This is a genomic window from Microbulbifer agarilyticus (assembly GCF_001999945.1).
GTDB classification, from domain to species: domain Bacteria; phylum Pseudomonadota; class Gammaproteobacteria; order Pseudomonadales; family Cellvibrionaceae; genus Microbulbifer; species Microbulbifer agarilyticus_A.
This window is the reverse complement of the sequence record NZ_CP019650.1, coordinates 669,908-687,671: the sequence shown is the minus strand read 5'-3', so window position 1 is coordinate 687,671 and position 17,764 is coordinate 669,908. Positions and strand designations below refer to the sequence as shown.

Sequence of the window (17,764 nt, the reverse complement as noted above, 5' to 3'; positions counted from 1 at the left end):
GGTTGATATCGTGCTCCCATCCGTCAGCCGTGCTTTGGGGCGGGAATCCCTCGGTACTTTCCACGAAAGGGAAGGCGAACAGGCGTGGTCCAAGCGCAACAACGGCCTGAGTGGCGTATGGGTGCGCGCCTTTGGCAACAGCATGCAGCAATCCTTCGGGGGGCTGGTGAACCCCGACTTTGACGGTACTCTCTGGGGGCTGCAGGTAGGCTTACCGCTTTACGGACAAACTCATGCGAACGGTCAAAAAGATATTTTCGGGATAATGCTCGGCACAGGCGGTGCCCATGGAGATACCCGTGGCTTCGCGCTCGGTGAAGAGAATGTCGCCACCGGCAAGATTGACCTCGACCAATACAACATTGGCGGCTACTGGACACACCACTGGGCGGGAGGCGCCTACGTAGATAGCGTCATTATGTACGCCGGCTTCGACGGTGAAGGGCGCTCCAACCTGAACATCAACACCGACATCGACGGTGATGAACTGCTCGCATCGGTGGAGGCGGGTGTACCCATACCATTGGACGGAACCTGGTACCTCGAACCCCAGGCACAAATCATCTGGCAACATCAGCGCACCAGGAATACCCGAGACATTTTCTCGTCGATAACCTACGACGATGTAGATGCCTTTACCGCACGGGTCGGTGGGCGATTTATTGCGGATATCAAACGCAACAACAGTACCTGGCGGCCCTACTTTAAATTAAACGTTTGGTATGAAGACAATGGTTCAGACGCGGTCTGGTTTAATACGACACCCATTTTTGTCGAACGAGGCCAGACGGTGTTGGAAACCGGTATCGGGCTCACGTCAGACTTCAGTGGCACCACCAGTCTATTCGGTATTATTGACTACACAACGGATATCGATTCCGGGGAGGTAGACGCCTTTGAGGCGCGTATCGGCTTCCATAAGAAGTGGTAAGCCGACCAATAGATATAGCGCCCGCGCTCGCTGCCATGATGTATGTGCGGTGAGCGCTTTTGCATTGGCCTGGTTATCGATATCCTTAGCAACTTGCCAGTAAAAATACGTTGCAGGAGTCGCAGTTGGAAATTTCTGAGCTTTACCATTTCCCGGTAAAATCCCTGCAGGGGCATAAAAGCAATACTTTACCGCTAGACGAATTTGGCGCCATAGACGATCGACGCTGGATGCTGGTGGATGAAGAAAACCAATTTGTAACCCAGCGACGACTGCGCGATATGGCTCAGCTGAAGGCCACCGCAATCGACAGTGGGGTACTTCTGGAAAATCCACAGGGTGATTCACTGCAGGTCCAACAACCTGACAGCAAAGCCGAATTGAGAGAAGTACGCGTTTGGCATGACAATGTTACTGCCCGCGACGCAGGCGATAGAGCGGCTCAATGGCTGAGCGAGCAACTGCATACCAGCGTGCGCCTCGTCGCAATGGGAGAAGAGTTCCGCCGTCCACTGAAAGCGCCCCGCGCAGACCGCCAGGTCGGCTTCGCTGATGGCGCGCCGCTACTGGTCATCAGTCAGGCATCGCTGGACGATCTGAATAACCGCCTCGAAGAGCCGGTATCCATGCTCCGTTTTCGCCCTAACCTTGTCGTAAGCGATTGCGATCCTTTCGCAGAGGATCGCTGGAAAACGTTAATAGTGCACACTGCTGACGGCCCCATCGAATTCGACTGCACCCACCCCTGCGCCCGCTGTGCGATCCCCGGACTAAACCCGCTCACCGGTCGCGCGCAAAAAGAGCCTCTGAAAACATTGGCAAAGTACCGAAGGTGGGAAGATGGGCAAATTTATTTTGGCATGAATCTAGCGCCAGCATCGGCCGATAAACTACACACCGTGCTTTGCACAGGCGACAAGGTCGAAGTACGCTGACTACCACAGTCACTTTAGCGATCTATCTGTACAGCAGGTTCGACAACGGCCTTATACGGCCAGGTACTGACGAATTAACTCGTCATTCAGGTTGGACATTTTGTCTGCCGCCATCACCGCGCCTTTCTGCATCAAGCGGAACTCCCGCCCTACCCTGCGGGCAAAACCCAGCTTCTGCTCCACCAGAATTACCGTCAAACCATCCTCCTGGTTAAGCTGCGTTACCACATCGCCGATTTGCCGCACAATATTCGGCTGAATGCCCTCATTGGGCTCATCCAGAATCAGCACCTTTGGGTCAATCACCAGTGCGCGGGCAATGGCCAGTTGTTGCTGTTGTCCGCCGGATAAATCACCTCCGCGCCGCTGTAGCATTTCCTTAAGCACCGGAAACAGCTCAAATACCCGCTCAGGTATTTTCCTCAACCCGTCCCTGCGGGCAGGAAGCCCAATTTGCAAGTTTTCCTCCACAGTGAGCAAGGGAAAGATATCCCGCCCTTGCGGCACATAGCCGATACCGATCTTGGCGCGCTGCTGCGCGGCCACTTGCTGGATGGGTTTTCCATCAAAAAGAATCTGTCCACTGCTCGCAGGTAACAATCCCATAAGACATTTCAGCAGAGTCGTCTTGCCCGCACCGTTTCGTCCCATAATGCAGGTGCAGGAGCCTTTTTCGATATTCAGATCCAGGTCCCACAGAATCTGGGTACCACCATATTTTTGATTCAATTTCTCAATACGAATCACGCGTCTTCCCCCAGGTACACCTCAATCACATCTCGGTTGTTCTGCACTTGATCCATGGTGCCTTCTGCCAGCACTGACCCCTGGTGCAATACCGTCACAGTTCGCGCAATGCTGCGCACAAACTCCATATCGTGCTCCACCACTATAACTGTGTGCTTACCTGCTAACGACGTCAGTAGCTCTGCGGTGCGCTCGGTTTCCTCCGCGGTCATACCGGCAACCGGTTCATCCACCAGTAATAACCTGGGCTCAGCGGCCAGCAGCATGCCGATTTCCAGCCACTGCTTTTGTCCGTGGGACAGTGCGCCGGCCAGCTGGTAGCGGGCATCCTCCAGACCGATCACCGATAGCACTTCTTCAATGCGATCTCGCTCCCTGCCTGAGAGCCTCGCGGTCAATGCCCGCCAGACGCCCCTGTACCCCTTAAGCGACAGCTCCAAGTTATCGAATACGGTATGTGCCTCGAACACCGTGGGCTTTTGGAACTTGCGCCCGATCCCGAGCCCGGCAATTTCTGCCTCGTCGTGCGCTAGCAAATCGATGTTTTGCCCAAACCACGCGCTGCCGCTATCGCAGGCTGTTTTACCGGTAATCACATCCATCAGGGTGGTCTTGCCGGCGCCATTGGCTCCAATCAGGCAGCGCAACTCACCATCATTTACATAGAGGTTTAAATTATTGAGCGCCTTGAACCCATCAAAGCTCACATTCAACTCTTCGAGGTACAGAATAATATTCTTTGATACATCTACTGGCCGCCGACGCGTCACAAGAAACGGCCAGGTAGTATCCCTGCGCATCAGTTCACGCGCTTGTCCGGCAAAGTGATTGATTGGATTCACGCGCCCACCTCCGCTACTGATAATCCATCATCTCTGGTTGTTTGCTCTTTGCCTCTGCCTGGTCGACGATGTACCAGCTCAATTACACGCCCGAACAAGCCAGCTAAACCACGCGGCAGGTAAACGGTCACGATGACAAACAAAGCGCCGAGTGCGAATAACCAGGCATCTGGCATAAGTGCGGTAAAACGCGTTTTTGCGTAATTCACCAGTAACGCGCCGACAATGGCACCGTACAATGTACCGCGGCCGCCAACAGCTACCCACACCACCACTTCAATGGAATTGAGTGGGGAAAACTCCCCCGGATTGATAATGCCGACCTGCGGCACATAAAGCATACCGGCTACTGCAGCAATCAATGCCGAGTACACAAACAGCCATACCTTGTAATGCTCGGTACGATAGCCGAGGAAACGTGTACGGGCCTCCGCATCCCTTACCGCGACGATCACCCGCCCCAGACGCGACTGCACGATTGTACGGCTCACCAAGAAGGTAACTACCACAAAAAAAGTTGTAACTAGAAGCAAGGCTACACGAGTGGCATCTGCCTGCAGATCAAAACCAAGAATATCTTTGAAGTCTGTCAGTCCGTTGTTACCGCCAAACCCCATCTCATTGCGAAAAAATGCGAGCATGAGAGCGTAGGTCAGTGCCTGTGTCATAATCGAAAGGTAAACACCTGTTACCCGCGAGCGAAATGCCAACCAACCAAATACAAAGGCCAGAGTTCCAGGCACCAGCAGTGCCATAAATATGGCGAACCAGAACTGGTCCATACCGAACCAATACCAGGGGAGTTCTTGCCAATTCAGAAATACCATAAAGTCTGGCAGATTCGGATTTCCATACACACCGCGATCACCGATTTGACGCATCAGGTACATACCCATGCCATAGCCGCCGAGCGCAAAAAAAGCCCCATGGCCAAGACTCAGTATTCCGCAGTAGCCCCAGACAATATCCACCGCCATCGCCAACATGGCGAAACAGAGATATTTGCCCATCAACGTAATGGTGTAGGTACTCACATAAAAGGGAGAGTCGGCCGGCAACAGGAGGTTCGCTGCAGACATTGCCAGCGTCACCACCAGTAGTATCCCCACCAACCAGGAGGTACCGCGCCCCGGTTGACGCATTGCAGCCAAAAGACGGTACGACGCCTGCGCGAGGCTATTGAGCACATTCATTCCGCTGCCCTCCCGCGCTGTGGAAACAACCCTTTCGGTCGCTTCTGGATAAACAGGATCAAGCCAACAAGTACAATAATATTCGCCAGTACCGCACCCATGGAGGGCTCAAGGAATTTATTTGCTACGCCAAGGGAAAAGCCTCCCACCAGCGTACCCAACAGGTTCCCGACCCCGCCGAAGACCACCACCATAAAAGAATCAATAATGTAAGACTGGCCCAGGTTTGGCCCAACATTGGTCAGCTGTGACAAGGCAACCCCAGCCACACCGGCAATACCGGAGCCAAGACCAAAAGTCATGGCATCTACCATCTCGGTGCGCACACCCATCGCCTTGGCCATATCGCGGTTTTGCGATACGGCACGTACATTCAAGCCAAGCGAGGACTTTTTCAGTACAACGACCAGGGCGGCAAAGATCGCCAGCGCAAAGAGCAATATATACAAGCGGTTATAGGTAACCGAAAAAACTGGATTAATCACCAGCGAGCCGCTCATCCAGTTTGGCGTGACCACCTGCATATTGAGTGGCGAAAAGATACTGCGCACAGCCTGCTGCAGTATCAGACTGATACCGAAAGTAGCGAGGAGCGTTTCTAACGGGCGCCCCTGTAAGTGGCGAATAACACCTCGCTCGATCAGCACTCCCACACTGCCGGAAACCAGGAACGCCGCAGGTACAGCAATCAAAAGTGAGTATGCAATGGCCCCTGGGAATAGCTGCTGGATAACATACGTGGTGTAGGCCCCCAGCATGATCATTTCGCCATGGGCCATATTAATCACACCCATTACGCCAAATGTGATGGCGAGGCCAATGGCTGCCAACAGCAGTACCGACCCCAGGCTTAGGCCAAAGAATAGCTGCTCTAACTGGCCAAAGAATTCTATACGCTCGGATATTTTGTCTAGCGCTTTTTGTGCGGCAGCTCGTACGGCCAAGTCCTGTTCTTGCGCATCGTTCACCAAGCGCTGTAACTGGTTACGCACCGCGGGCTCCAGCTGCCCAGTCATGATGCCTATAGCCTCTAGTCGCTCTTCGGAAACACGGCTATCGCGCAACTGCACCATCGCTGCGGCAAGATCGATCAGGCGTGCCACCTCACCGTCAACACCGCCTTGCTGCGCCACTGTCAGCAGCCGCATATTCTGTTCATTCAGATCATCCAGCATCGCCAGTACGGCCTGCTTTTGCGCAATTTTTCTGCCATGCAGTAGATCAATGCGCGCTAGGGTCTCGCGCAACTGACTGCGAAGCCGGTTATTAACACGAATCTTCTTAATTTCCCGTGATGTGAACTCACCAAGGGTAGCCCCACCAAACACATCACGGCCCATGTACGTACGGCGTTCTGTTTTGGTAATAGCAATAATCTGTTTACTCTCTTTAATAAAGTAGAGTTCACCAGCCAGCATAACCTCAAAAAGGGGCCGCATTTCTGCGCCCCCAGCTTGCTCCAGCTGCCCGATCAATTCGCCTGTTTTTTTCAGACTTGCCCCGGGCAACTGCTGGAGTACAGAGTCCGCAGAGATTCCTGCGGGCTCTGACTGTGCCAGCGGACTGCCGGTCGGTAACAACAACAGTACAATCGCAACCGACCAAAGCTTGTGTAGTAATGCGTTCACTACGTTCTCCGCTATCCCGTTCGACTTACTGAACCTGACCGCTACATGCCTTGGACTTGGTGTTGTAGTTGCCGCACTTGATCGGTGCTGTCCAATCGGCAATCAGATCCTTGGAACCAGGCAGGAAATCGGACCAGGCATCACCGGCAACGACACCGTCGGTTTCCCAAACTACTTCGAACTGGCCGTCATCCTGGATCTCACCGATAAACACTGGCTTCGACAGGTGATGATTCTTGTTCATCTTCGCTATGCCACCCGTCAGATTCGGGAACTCAATTCCGATCATCGCCTGCTCGACCGCGTCAACTTCAGTAGTACCCGCTTTCTCTACCGCTTTGGCCCACATATTGAAGCCGATATAGGTCGCTTCCATCGGGTCGTTGGTTACGCGCTTCTCGTCGCCGATAAACGCCTTCCACTGCTCCACGAAATACTCATTAGCTTCGCTATCGATACCCTGGAAGTAGTTCCAGGCGGCGAGATGACCAACCAGCGGGCCAGTATCAATACCGGAGAGCTCTTCTTCACCCACAGAGAAGGCCACTACGGGAATGTCCTCTGAGCTTACACCCTGGTTACCCAGCTCCTTGTAGAAAGGCACGTTGGCGTCACCGTTGATGGTGGAAACAACAGCGGTTTTCTTACCCTCGCCGCCGAATTTTTTGATATCAGAAACGATACCCTGCCAGTCAGAATGGCCGAACGGGGTGTAGCTGATCATGATGTCTTCTTCGGCAACACCTGCAGCCTTCAGGTAGGCTTCCAAAATCTTGTTAGTGGTACGCGGATAGACATAGTCGGTGCCGGCCAGTACCCAGCGCTCTACTTCTAGATCAGACATCAGGTAATCCACCGCGGGAATGGCCTGCTGATTGGGTGAGGCGCCGGTGTAAAACACGTTTTTGGAGGACTCTTCACCCTCATACTGCACCGGGTAGAACATAAGACCGTTCAGCTCTTCCACCACCGGCAGCACGGATTTACGGGAAACAGATGTCCAGCAACCGAAAATTACATCTACTTCCTCTTTGGTCAGCAGCTCGCGTGCTTTCTCTGCGAACAGTGGCCAGTCAGACGCGGGGTCTACCACCACAGCTTCGAGTTTTTTACCGAGTAGACCACCCTTACGGTTTTGCTCGTCGACCATCATCAACACGGTGTCCTTCAGCGTGGTCTCACTGATGGCCATAGTGCCGGACAAGGAGTGCAATACTCCGACTTTGATGGTCTCTGCCGCCAGCGCCACACTACTGATGACGCTCGTGCCCGCCGCCAGGGCGATACTGGCGATCATTTTTTTTACATTCATTAATAAATTCCTTTATTGATTTTGAAGCGTTGATCAGGACTTACAGCTGGACCTGCATACCCAGGCTCAATACGTCGACGTCGTCACCCGCATAGCCAGAAGCATTGGCATCACCGGAGACGAAACTGAGATTGAGGCGCGTGTTGTGGCCGTTCACCACATAGTTAAGGCCCAGTTCGGTAGAACTGCTGCTGGAGGCATCAGACGGGCTGTTCTCGACCAGTCTCAGGTAAGGCTGGAATTTGCCGGGGCCCACATCGTTGGGAAACAGGTAGGCAGCAGTAGCGAAAACGGACTCGCCGTCGAATAGGCAGAAACAATCATCGGCCGCCGGCATCGAGGCCAGGGTGTAATCTGCATCGAAGCTTTTGTATTCGCCCTCTACGGTCACCACTCCACCGCCGCCGAGTACGGTTTCGGACAACATATCGATAGTCCAACCGGAGAAATCGCCAGCTTCAGATGCACTACCCACACCGTCTTCCTGGCTTTGCATGGAAAGAGCAAGGGTGAAGATATTGCCCAGGCCACCATAGTAGGTAGAGCTGGTGTAGTAGCCTGGGTTGGATTCCATGTTCAGGAAGTTGTAGGCGAAGCGCGCTGCGTACAGCGGATTATCATCTTCGTTACTGAAGCCATCCACGCCTGCGAATGTACCCACCGCATACTGGAATTTTCCTGCAGTACCCCAGAAGGTAACACCCTCATCACGCCCGATGAGACCTGCCTGACCACCTTGGTCAGAGGCATACAAAGGCTGGCGATACTGATTCCAGCTGAGTGCGTAGTAAGGCCCACTCATTTCGATACGGTCGGCCGGCGTCAGCATATGCCCAACCCAGATATTGAATTCAGGAGTGAATTCAAATTGGGCAATAGCATCCAGCACATCGACGGTGTCTCCGTCACGCTGTTGCAGGTTAAAGGTGAACTTGACGGTGTCGTTCAGTTGGCCTGAGGTATACACGCGAATATCCGGCAAGGTGAAGTCACTGTCACCCTCTACCGTTTGGAACTGCGAGCGGAAGCCTGCTCCGATACTGAAGGTCTGGCCCCCTTCAGACTCATACTGTTTGGCCAGTGCGGGAAGCGACACGGAGCTCAGCGCCAAGATGGCCGCCGCACAGCTTGCGCGGCCGAGTAATTTCTTAGACCGCGGTTGATGGTTCAGTCGCGTACTCTCTGTCGGTGTTTCCATGGATATCCCCTTAGTCGTCGTTGTGGTCTCGATTGGTTATTTTTTGCTGCTATCGATTATTCGATTGGCGAACCAGAGGCGCTATACGCGAATAAGGGCACAGGACTACGTCATTTGACGGTTCTCAGGTAATCCGTGGTGGATAAACTAAAGAAGTAAGAAAAGGATCGATTCGGTATTCTTGTTGCATGAAACTTGCATGAAAAACAGGAATATTCTGGCAGTGACAGGCAAATCCCGGTGGTTAACGTAGTTACGGGCAACGATAACGACAACGAACAACAGGCTATGCGCCCCGCACAACAGGTTTTCCGCGTAAGGCGGACCTACAACAAGTGGGTGGGAGACGAGACACTCGAAGACTTCGCACTGCGCTTTACCGCGGTGCGCGGGCGCCGTTTTACCATCGAACAAGTGGCAAAGACCGCACTGGGAGCCACCGCGTTCCTGGCTCTCGAAGCAATTGCGGCAGCGGTGACGCTAAATTACGGTTTTATCAATACCGTCACGGCGATGCTTGCCGTAGCCGCGGTGATCTTTATTACCGGCTTTCCCATTAGTTACTACGCAGCCAAACACGGGCTCGATATTGACTTGCTTACCCGTGGTGCCGGCTTCGGCTATCTCGGCTCCACCATCACATCGCTGATCTACGCCTCATTTACGTTTATCTTCTTTGCGATTGAAGCGGCCATCCTCACCTCCGCGTTACACGCACTACTGGGGATTCCACCGGCCATCGGTTACATACTCTGTGCCGTTGCGGTAATCCCTATCGTCACCCACGGCATTCAAACGATCAGCAAATTCCAAATTGGCACACAACCGGTATGGCTATTTTTGCAGTGCCTCGCCCTCGCTATCGCCGCCTGGTTTGAACTATCTCGAGTTGAGGACTGGACACGCTACGCACCGCAACACAACCCGCAAGGCGCCGAATTCAACTGGATGCTATTTGGTGCAGCCAGTGCGGTCTTTTTCGCAATGGTGGCGCAAATCGGTGAACAGGTGGATTACCTGCGATTTATGCCCGAAAAAACCCGCGAGAACCGTAAGCGCTGGTGGTTCTGGCTCACCCTTGCCGGGCCGGGGTGGATTGTGATCGGCGTGATCAAGATGCTCTTCGGCTCCTTCCTCGCTTACCTGGCAATCACCCGCGGTGCCTCCAGTCTGCAAGCGGCGGACCCGGTGTACATGTACCAAATGGTCTTCAACTACATCACCCAATCTCCCACCATGGCACTGATTCTTGCCGGGATTATGGTAGTGGTCTCGCAGATGAAGATTAATGTGACCAACGCCTATGCCGGCTCCATCGCCTGGTCGAACTTTTTCTCACGCCTGACCCGTAGCCATCCCGGGCGAGTAGTTTGGCTGGTGTTCAATGTGAGTATTGCGCTGATCCTGATGGAACTGGGTATCTACGGTGCGTTGGAGGGTGTATTGGGTATTTTTTCACTCGTCGCGATCAGCTGGCTAGGATGCCTGGCTGCAGACTTGATGATCAACAAGCCACTAGGAATCAGTCCATCTTACGTAGAGTTTAAACGCTCGCATCTATATGACTTTAACCCGGTGGGCGTGGGCTCGATGTTGCTCGCGTCTATCATCGGCATTCTGTGTTATCTCGGCCACTTTGGTGAAGGAGCAAAGAATTTTGCCAGCTTTATTAGTTTGGCAATCTGTTTTGTGATGGTGCCATTTCTCGGCGTGGTGACCCGCGGGCATTTTTACCTGGCGGTGCGCCGCAACATTCCAGATGACGATTCCCAAGCCGACTCCGGCACATTCCAGTCGAGCAAGACCTGTTGTATCTGCCAGAATGACTTCGAACCGGCAGATGTAAGCTCTTGCCCCGCTTATCAGGGACCAATCTGTTCACTTTGTTGTTCGCTGGATTCCCGCTGTATGGATGCGTGCAAGCCCGACGCACACTTCTCTCAGCAATTGCTTGCGCTGATCAAAATGCTGGTGCCAGATCAGGTCGCCGACGGCATCGACTCCCGGCTCGGGCGCTTTACCGTATTGCTGATCGGCGCAGGCTCCTGTATCGCGGGGATGCTATCGCTGATATACGGACAAATAGCCCCCACTCTGCCTGCGGCCGCCGATGTACTGCAACAAACGTTCTGGACACTGTTTGTGGTGCTGATGCTAATTGCCGGTGTCTTGTGTTGGCTGTTCCTGCTCACCCATGACAGCCGCGTCGTGGCCCAGCTGGAATCCAACCGACAAACCCGCTTGCTCATCAGCGAAATTGAAGCGCACAAGGAAACCGACCGCGCCCTGCAACTGGCCAAGGAAGAGGCGGAAAGCGCGAACAGTGCAAAAAGCCGCTACCTGTCCGGTATCAGCCATGAGCTGCGCACGCCACTGCAGTCGATTCTCGGCTATGCCCAGCTACTCAACCAGCAGACCGATATCCCCGACAAACACCGTAACGGGCTGCGAATTATTAAACGCAGTGGAGAATATCTGACCGATCTTATTGAAGGGCTACTGGATATCTCCAAAATCGAGGCCGGGCGCCTGGATATATACCGCAATCGCGTGCGTTTACCTGAACTAATCGAACAGATGGTGGACATGTTTGGGCCGCAGGCTGAAGCCAAAGGAATTCAGTTGCACTGTCACATTCACAGTACATTGCCCTCTACAGTCATCGCCGATGAGAAGCGTCTGCGACAGATCCTGATCAATTTGCTATCGAATGCAATCAAGTACACACGCATTGGCAAAGTCGATTTCCATATCCGCTATCGCAATCAGGTAGCTGAATTCACGATTGCCGACACGGGAGTCGGTATTCACCCCGAACATCAAGCGCGCATTTTAAAACCCTTCGAACGAGTGCGTAATGGCGACAGTCCCTCGGTAACCGGTACGGGTCTCGGCCTCACTATTGCTTATTTACTCGCGGAGATTATGGGCGGCGAACTGCGGATGGAGAGCACGCCGGGTAGAGGGAGTCGCTTCACCGTCTCATTACTGTTGTCGTGGGTAGATGCAGAGCTACCACGTGAAATCCCAACACAACAGCTCACCGGTTACCAAGGGCCGCGGCAAACCATCATGGTGGTGGACGATGAACCGGTACATCGGGGTCTAATTAGCGAATTGCTCTCGCCTCTTGGGTTTATCCTTCGTGAAGCCCGGAGCGCTGAAGACTGCCTGGCTCAGCTTAAACAGGGCAATCCCGACCTCTTCTTGCTGGACGTAAGCATGCCCGGTATGGATGGACTAACGCTGGCGAAGACCTTGCGTGAGCGTGCGTTTAATGGCCCAATTGTCATGCTATCGGCGGAAGCAAAAGAGCATCACCTACAGCCGGGTGACTCTCCTAAATCCCACCACGACGCCTATCTGGTTAAACCCCTGGTCAACCAAAAGCTCTATGACACCATGGCGGAGCTGTTGGCGCTGGAATGGCGTTTTGATTCTGACTTGGATTCTCCTGCAGACATCATCGTTAGTTCAGAGTCCGAGACATCCTGCCCAGAAGATACACAAACGGACATACTCCCCAAGCACCCCCTACTGGTCGAGCTACTGGCCTACACACGGATCGGCTACCGTAGTGGCGTGCAACGAATCTTGGACAAAGTTGCCGCTGCAGGCATCGTCAGCGAGCAGCAGCTGGACGAGTTCCGCGAACTGGCGAACAGTATGCGCTTTGAACGTTTGAGCGAGTCGCTTGCAAACCATTCGCGTGAACCCACGACACACGCATCAGAGGAATACCCATGACCACCTGCGACGATGTCGAGACTTCGCCAGCAAAATCAACAAGACCTGTGCGCCGCTCGGGGGATATCGTACTAGTAGTCGATGATTCTCCGGATACCTTGAGCCTGATTAATGACACTCTTGAGCAAGCGGGAATCGATGCCTTGGTGGCACTAGATGGCAGCCAGGCATTGAATATTGCCCAGAGGTTACGGCCGGATATGATTCTACTGGATGCCGTCATGCCGGGACTGGACGGATTTGAGACCTGCCGTCGACTCAAGGCCGATCCGACTCTTGCGGCAATCCCGGTTATTTTTATGACCGGACTCACCGATTCTGCTGATATTGTGCGCGGCCTGGAAAGTGGTGGAGTGGATTACCTGACCAAACCTATACAGCCCACTGAATTAATTGCCCGCATAAAAGTGCATTTAAGTAATGCGCGACTGACATCCAGTGCGCACCAGGCACTGGACTCCACCGGGCAGTTTTTGTTTACCGTAGATTTGACGGGACAAATGCAGTGGGCGACACCACAAACCTACACACTATTGGATAGTGCCGGAGCGCTGCAGGATGACGCAAAACAGAAGCTCCTCGTCTCACTGCAAATTTGGCTGCAACGCGATCCCGCGGCTGGCAACAAATTAAAGCTGGATGGACTCAAAAAAACAATGTCAGTAGTATTTCTTGAGCGACGGGATGCTACGACTTGCTTGCTAAAACTAGTGGACGATGATGGACCGGCAGGAGAAGAAATCCTGCGCGAAAAGCTCACGCTTACCAAGCGCGAGTCAGAAGTCCTGTTTTGGATTGCCAATGGCAAAACCAATCGGGAGATAGGTGAGATCCTTGAGGTGAGCCCGCGTACCGTCAACAAGCATCTGGAGGGCATATTTTCAAAATTGGGTGTTGAGAACCGGACCGCCGCGGCAGGCATTGCCATACGCACTTTGAATCCGGACTCGTAATCGCAGCCGGTTAGTCTTCTGACTTTTCCTGCTTGTTACTACTTTTTCTCAACAAAAACACTGCTACGGCGCTAACTGCCAGTGCCATCGCAACCCACAATGCATGATGCAGGTCGTGCACCACACCAGATGGAGCATGCCCTTCGTGAGCATGCACAATAAGACTTATGGACATAGCTATCCATATCGCCACTAACTTTAAAATCAACTGCATTTTCATACGACTTTCTTCCTAACAGTTTTCTCAAATCGTTAACTAATCACTACTTTCTCAATCCAACTTCTACATCAGGATCCTTCTGGCTTTGTGGAGTTTGCTTAACTAAGTAATCTCTGGAATCGCTTTTTCCTCCAACATCCCCTCGCGCACAATAAAGTGAATAATATCCTTTAACCCCTGCTGCGCTTTCAGGTTCGAAAACACAAATGGGCGCTCGCCACGCATTTTTTTGGCATCCCGATCCATTACCTCTAGCGACGCGCCCACTAGCGGTGCGAGATCAATCTTATTGATCATCAGAAGATCCGAGCGGGTAATACCGGGGCCACCCTTGCGAGGAATCTTGTCACCGGCGGAAACATCGATGACGTAAATAGTGAGATCCGACAACTCCGGGCTAAACGTAGCGCTGAGATTGTCACCACCGCTCTCCACAAATACGACATCCAGCGCGCCATGACGGGCAATCAATTCATCAATTGCGGCAAGGTTCATGGAAGCATCTTCCCGGATAGCTGTATGGGGGCAACCACCGGTTTCCACACCAATAATTCGGTCCGCGTCCAGCGCTTCATGCCGAGTGAGAAACTGTGCGTCTTCCTGTGTGTAAATATCATTGGTTACTACAGCAATCTGGTAGTGGTTGCGCATCGCGGCACACAGTTCCCGCAATAATGCGGTTTTACCCGAGCCTACCGGCCCGCCAATTCCAACACGTAGGGTTTGTTTTTTTTGTGAAGTCATGGTTATCCCCGAATTACTTTTGAGATTTTTAAGACCGGAACAGGCGGCTGTATTGGGTTTCATGACGGGCACTGGCAATCGCCAGCATTGGCAGGCCAGCACCAAGGTCATGGTCCTCAAGTTGTCGCGCTCGTTGTATCGCTGTCGGCACTTCCCGCTGCAGCTCGCCAATCAACTGTTGCGCCTGAGTCTGCCCAAGAGGTACCAGCTTGGTCGCGGCGGCGACCTGGTTTTCAAGCCAGGACCACACAAACCCCAGCATGGCCGCCTCCTCGTTGAGTTGCCAGTGATACGCCGCAACAGCAAAGGCTGCGACAAAGCTGACATCACCATCCAAATGCGTTTGCACAATATCCAGCTGTGTCAGCAGACGCATCAACGCCGCACCTGTTGCAGTATCCGTGAGTCGTAATTCGCGGGTTTCACGACATGCCAGGGTGTACTGATTCCAATATGCGAGTTCGTGGTTTTCTCCCGCTGCTGCGCCGTCCACCTGTAACGCTCTATGGCAGCGCAGTAGCAGCGGGCAATCTACGCCTGCGATGGATTCCAGCAGCTGCACCGACAGCCATTCACGGGCACCGGCGAGGTCGGTTACCCAACCAGCCTCTACAGCGAATTCCAATCCTTGTGAAAACGCATAGCCGCCTACCGGCAGGCTCGCACTGGATAGCTGCAGTAAACGCAGTAGTGCCGTATCAGTGGTGGTGATGCTCATGGGCTGCGTCAGCATTATTCGAGTGGCCATGGGAATGGTCGTGGGAATGGCTGTGAGAGCTAGCGTGCCCGTGGCCGCCACTGTAGGCACCGGATTCGGGTACGAATACCGCGCACTCACTTTCTAACGTCAACCCCAGTAGTCCGAGCATCTCTTCCAACACATGATCCGGGGTAATACGTAACCAACGCTCACCATCCGCACTAGCAATCTGCAGCTTTACGTGACGATTGCCCAGGTGGTAGCAAGCGCGGCTAAACGTCTGCCAGTCCGCTGCGTAGGCGGTTGTTACTGGTTCGTCCGCGCCCACCACCTGAATGTTCTTGCCACATTCACTCTGCAAGATTTCGCCTACCAACAGCGGCTTGCCGCGCTCCAAAAAAATTCGAATTTCGTGGCCGCCTAGTGTAGTTGCACGCAGCCGCCCGCGGTCACGCTGCAGATGGTCGAGAACAACCTGCTCCGTTACAGCTACGTCGGTTCGAATTCCGAGCCGTTGATATACATCCAATTTCACACAGATCTCCTTTGGAATCAGAACAGGCAATAGCGTTGCGCCAGGGGGAGTTCTGTGGCGGGTTCGCAGGTAAGTAGCTCGCCATCGGCACGCACTTCATAGGTTTGCGGGTCCACACTCACATCTGGCTGCCAGTCGTTTAGCAACATATCTTTCTTGCGTACGCTGCGGGTGTTTTTACATGGCGCAAGCGTACGTGCGAGCCCGAGCTTTCTCCCGAGATCACGTTCCATCGCAATTTGTGAAACAAACGTTAGAGAGGTCTTTGCTGCAGCAATACCGTACGCACCGAACATCGGACGGTAGTGCACCGGCTGCGGTGTAGGGATTGACGCGTTTGGATCCCCCATTGGGGCTGCGGCGATCATGCCACCTTTGATAATCATGGATGGCTTGATGCCGAAAAAGGCCGGCTTCCACAACACCAGGTCCGCCAGCTTTCCCTTTTCGATGGAACCGACTTCATGGGCAATACCATGGGTGATGGCGGGATTGATGGTGTATTTAGCTATGTAACGACGCGCGCGAAAATTATCTGCACCAGCGGCATCGCCGGAACGATCTTCCTGCAGCGTTCCCCGCTGGACTTTCATTTTGTGTGCGGTTTGCCAGGTGCGCGTAATGACCTCGCCCACACGCCCCATCGCCTGTGAATCGGATGCAATCATGCTGAAAGCACCCAGATCGTGGAACAGGTCTTCCGCGGCGATTGTTTCCTTGCGAATACGCGAATCAGCAAAAGCGATGTCTTCCGGAATACTGGTATCCAGATGGTGGCATACCATCAGCATATCCAGATGCTCATCGACGGTATTAATCGTGTATGGCCGTGTAGGGTTGGTCGACGAGGGCAGGACATTGGCCGAAGCACAGGCCTTGATAATATCCGGTGCATGACCACCACCGGCGCCCTCCGTGTGGTAGGTGTGAATCGCGCGCCCCTTGAACGCCTCCAGCGTGTCATCAACAAAGCCGGATTCATTCAGGGTGTCGGTGTGTATTGCCACCTGCACATCGTATTTTTCTGCAACGCTCAGACAACAATCGATCGCCGCCGGGGTAGTCCCCCAGTCTTCGTGCAATTTGAGCCCACAAGCCCCGGCTTCGACTTGCTCTTCGATGGCCTTTGGCAAACTGCCATTACCTTTGCCGAGGAAGCCAAAATTCATTGGCAGGCTGTCGGTGGCCTGCAGCATTTTTCCAATATTCCAAGGGCCGGGTGTGCACGTTGTGGCATTGGTTCCGGTAGCGGGGCCGGTACCCCCACCAATCATGGTGGTGACACCCGACATCAACGCTTCCTCCACCTGCTGTGGACAAATAAAGTGAATGTGCGCATCGATGGCACCTGCGGTAAGAATTGAACCCTCACCGGCAATAATTTCCGTCCCGGGGCCAATGACAATATCAACCGCCTCCTGCACATCGGGATTACCGGCTTTACCAACAGCGGTAATTCGGCCGTTTTTCACCGATACATCGGCCTTTACCACGCCCCAGTGGTCGAGAATCAGTGCATTGGTAATCACCAGATCGGGCGTTTCCTCACACGAACGCTGACTCTGTCCCATTCCGTCACGAATAACTTTGCCACCGCCAAATTTCACTTCGTCGCCGTAGCGAGTGAAATCTTTTTCCACCTGCAGCCACAGTTCGGTGTCGCCAAGACGAACCCGGTCACCGGTGGTTGGGCCGAACATCTGTGCATAACTTTCCCGATCCATTTGGCTCATGGCTCGCATACCTCCTCAGCATCGAGTGCACCCATGACCTCACCGCGGAATCCATACACTTTGCGAGCACCTGCATAGGCCACCAGCTCCACTTCGCGCCCTTGGCCGGGTTCAAACCGAACCGCCGTCCCGGATGCAATATTCAAGTGAAAACCACGGGCACGTTCGCGCTCGAATCGCAGCGCGGGGTTTACCTCGTAAAAGTGATAGTGAGAGCCGACCTGCACAGGCCGATCACCGGTGTTTTCTACACGCAGGGTCCGTGTTTCACGCCCTGGATTAAGCTGAATATCGCCTCTGTCTGCGGCGACCTGAATTTCTCCGGGAATCATCTTGCTGCCTCCGC

16 protein-coding genes are annotated in these 17,764 nt (G+C 53.6%); 4 read left to right on the top strand and 12 right to left on the bottom strand.

Annotated elements, in window-relative coordinates:
• The first annotated feature begins 10 nt into the window (after positions 1-10).
• Together Mag101_RS02840 and Mag101_RS02835 are read left to right on the top strand one after the other, a co-directional pair.
• A complete protein-coding gene (locus tag Mag101_RS02840; protein ID WP_198040191.1) occupies positions 11-931 on the top strand; it encodes an autotransporter outer membrane beta-barrel domain-containing protein in 921 nt (306 codons plus the stop codon).
• 125 nt (positions 932-1,056) lie between these two features.
• A complete protein-coding gene (locus Mag101_RS02835; RefSeq protein WP_198040068.1) occupies positions 1,057-1,866 on the top strand; it encodes an MOSC domain-containing protein in 810 nt (269 codons plus the stop codon).
• A 51-nt stretch (positions 1,867-1,917) separates the two neighbouring features.
• On the opposite strand, the gene urtE is transcribed toward Mag101_RS02835, so the two are convergent.
• Genes urtE through Mag101_RS02805 form a run of 6 tightly spaced genes read right to left on the bottom strand, consistent with a single transcriptional unit; the run spans position 1,918 to position 8,786 of the window.
• Positions 1,918-2,613, bottom strand: a complete 696-nt coding sequence (urtE, locus tag Mag101_RS02830) for an urea ABC transporter ATP-binding subunit UrtE (RefSeq protein ID WP_077400515.1) — start codon at positions 2,611-2,613, stop codon at positions 1,918-1,920.
• Positions 2,610-3,446, bottom strand: coding sequence for an urea ABC transporter ATP-binding protein UrtD (gene urtD, locus Mag101_RS02825; RefSeq protein WP_418287761.1), 837 nt, complete (start codon positions 3,444-3,446; stop codon positions 2,610-2,612). Before urtD ends, urtE begins: the two co-directional genes overlap by 4 nt.
• Before the next feature lie 5 nt (positions 3,447-3,451).
• Entirely contained in the window at positions 3,452-4,597 is a 1,146-nt protein-coding gene (gene urtC / locus Mag101_RS02820) for an urea ABC transporter permease subunit UrtC (RefSeq protein WP_157520510.1), read from the bottom strand.
• Between the two features lie 47 nt (positions 4,598-4,644).
• Positions 4,645-6,276 carry an urea ABC transporter permease subunit UrtB gene (gene urtB, locus Mag101_RS02815; RefSeq protein WP_077400509.1) on the bottom strand — a complete coding sequence of 544 codons (1,632 nt, stop codon included), beginning with the start codon at positions 6,274-6,276 and terminating at the stop codon, positions 4,645-4,647.
• 25 nt (positions 6,277-6,301) lie between these two features.
• Complete coding sequence (gene urtA, locus Mag101_RS02810; protein WP_077400506.1) at positions 6,302-7,588, bottom strand: urea ABC transporter substrate-binding protein; 1,287 nt, start codon at positions 7,586-7,588, stop codon at positions 6,302-6,304.
• Between the two features lie 40 nt (positions 7,589-7,628).
• Complete coding sequence (locus Mag101_RS02805; RefSeq protein WP_077400502.1) at positions 7,629-8,786, bottom strand: hypothetical protein; 1,158 nt, start codon at positions 8,784-8,786, stop codon at positions 7,629-7,631.
• Positions 8,787-9,026: 240 nt separating this feature from the next.
• Here Mag101_RS02805 and Mag101_RS02800 point away from each other — a divergent pair, with 240 nt between their 5' ends.
• The gene (locus Mag101_RS02800) at positions 9,027-12,533 is read left to right on the top strand and encodes an ATP-binding protein (RefSeq protein ID WP_198040067.1); all 3,507 of its coding nucleotides are present in this window, start codon (positions 9,027-9,029) and stop codon (positions 12,531-12,533) included.
• Positions 12,530-13,486, top strand: a complete 957-nt coding sequence (locus Mag101_RS02795; protein ID WP_077400499.1) for a response regulator transcription factor — start codon at positions 12,530-12,532, stop codon at positions 13,484-13,486. The genes Mag101_RS02800 and Mag101_RS02795 overlap by 4 nt, the downstream gene beginning before the upstream one ends.
• Before the next feature lie 10 nt (positions 13,487-13,496).
• Here Mag101_RS02795 and Mag101_RS02790 read toward each other — a convergent pair whose 3' ends face one another.
• The 6 genes from Mag101_RS02790 to Mag101_RS02765 all read right to left on the bottom strand — a co-directional run bounded on the left by Mag101_RS02790 (position 13,497) and on the right by Mag101_RS02765 (position 17,750).
• Complete coding sequence (locus Mag101_RS02790) at positions 13,497-13,706, bottom strand: hypothetical protein (RefSeq protein ID WP_077400496.1); 210 nt, start codon at positions 13,704-13,706, stop codon at positions 13,497-13,499.
• 102 nt (positions 13,707-13,808) lie between these two features.
• Positions 13,809-14,450: an urease accessory protein UreG gene (gene ureG / locus Mag101_RS02785; RefSeq protein WP_077400493.1), complete on the bottom strand. Its 642-nt coding sequence runs from the start codon at positions 14,448-14,450 to the stop codon at positions 13,809-13,811.
• A gap of 28 nt (positions 14,451-14,478) precedes the next feature.
• A complete protein-coding gene (locus Mag101_RS02780; RefSeq protein WP_232325109.1) occupies positions 14,479-15,198 on the bottom strand; it encodes an urease accessory protein UreF in 720 nt (239 codons plus the stop codon).
• Positions 15,149-15,685: an urease accessory protein UreE gene (locus Mag101_RS02775; protein ID WP_198040066.1), complete on the bottom strand. Its 537-nt coding sequence runs from the start codon at positions 15,683-15,685 to the stop codon at positions 15,149-15,151. Before Mag101_RS02775 ends, Mag101_RS02780 begins: the two co-directional genes overlap by 50 nt.
• A gap of 17 nt (positions 15,686-15,702) precedes the next feature.
• Entirely contained in the window at positions 15,703-17,418 is a 1,716-nt protein-coding gene (ureC, locus tag Mag101_RS02770) for an urease subunit alpha (RefSeq protein WP_077400488.1), read from the bottom strand.
• Complete coding sequence (locus tag Mag101_RS02765; protein WP_077400484.1) at positions 17,415-17,750, bottom strand: urease subunit beta; 336 nt, start codon at positions 17,748-17,750, stop codon at positions 17,415-17,417. Before Mag101_RS02765 ends, ureC begins: the two co-directional genes overlap by 4 nt.
• Positions 17,751-17,764 lie beyond the last annotated feature (14 nt).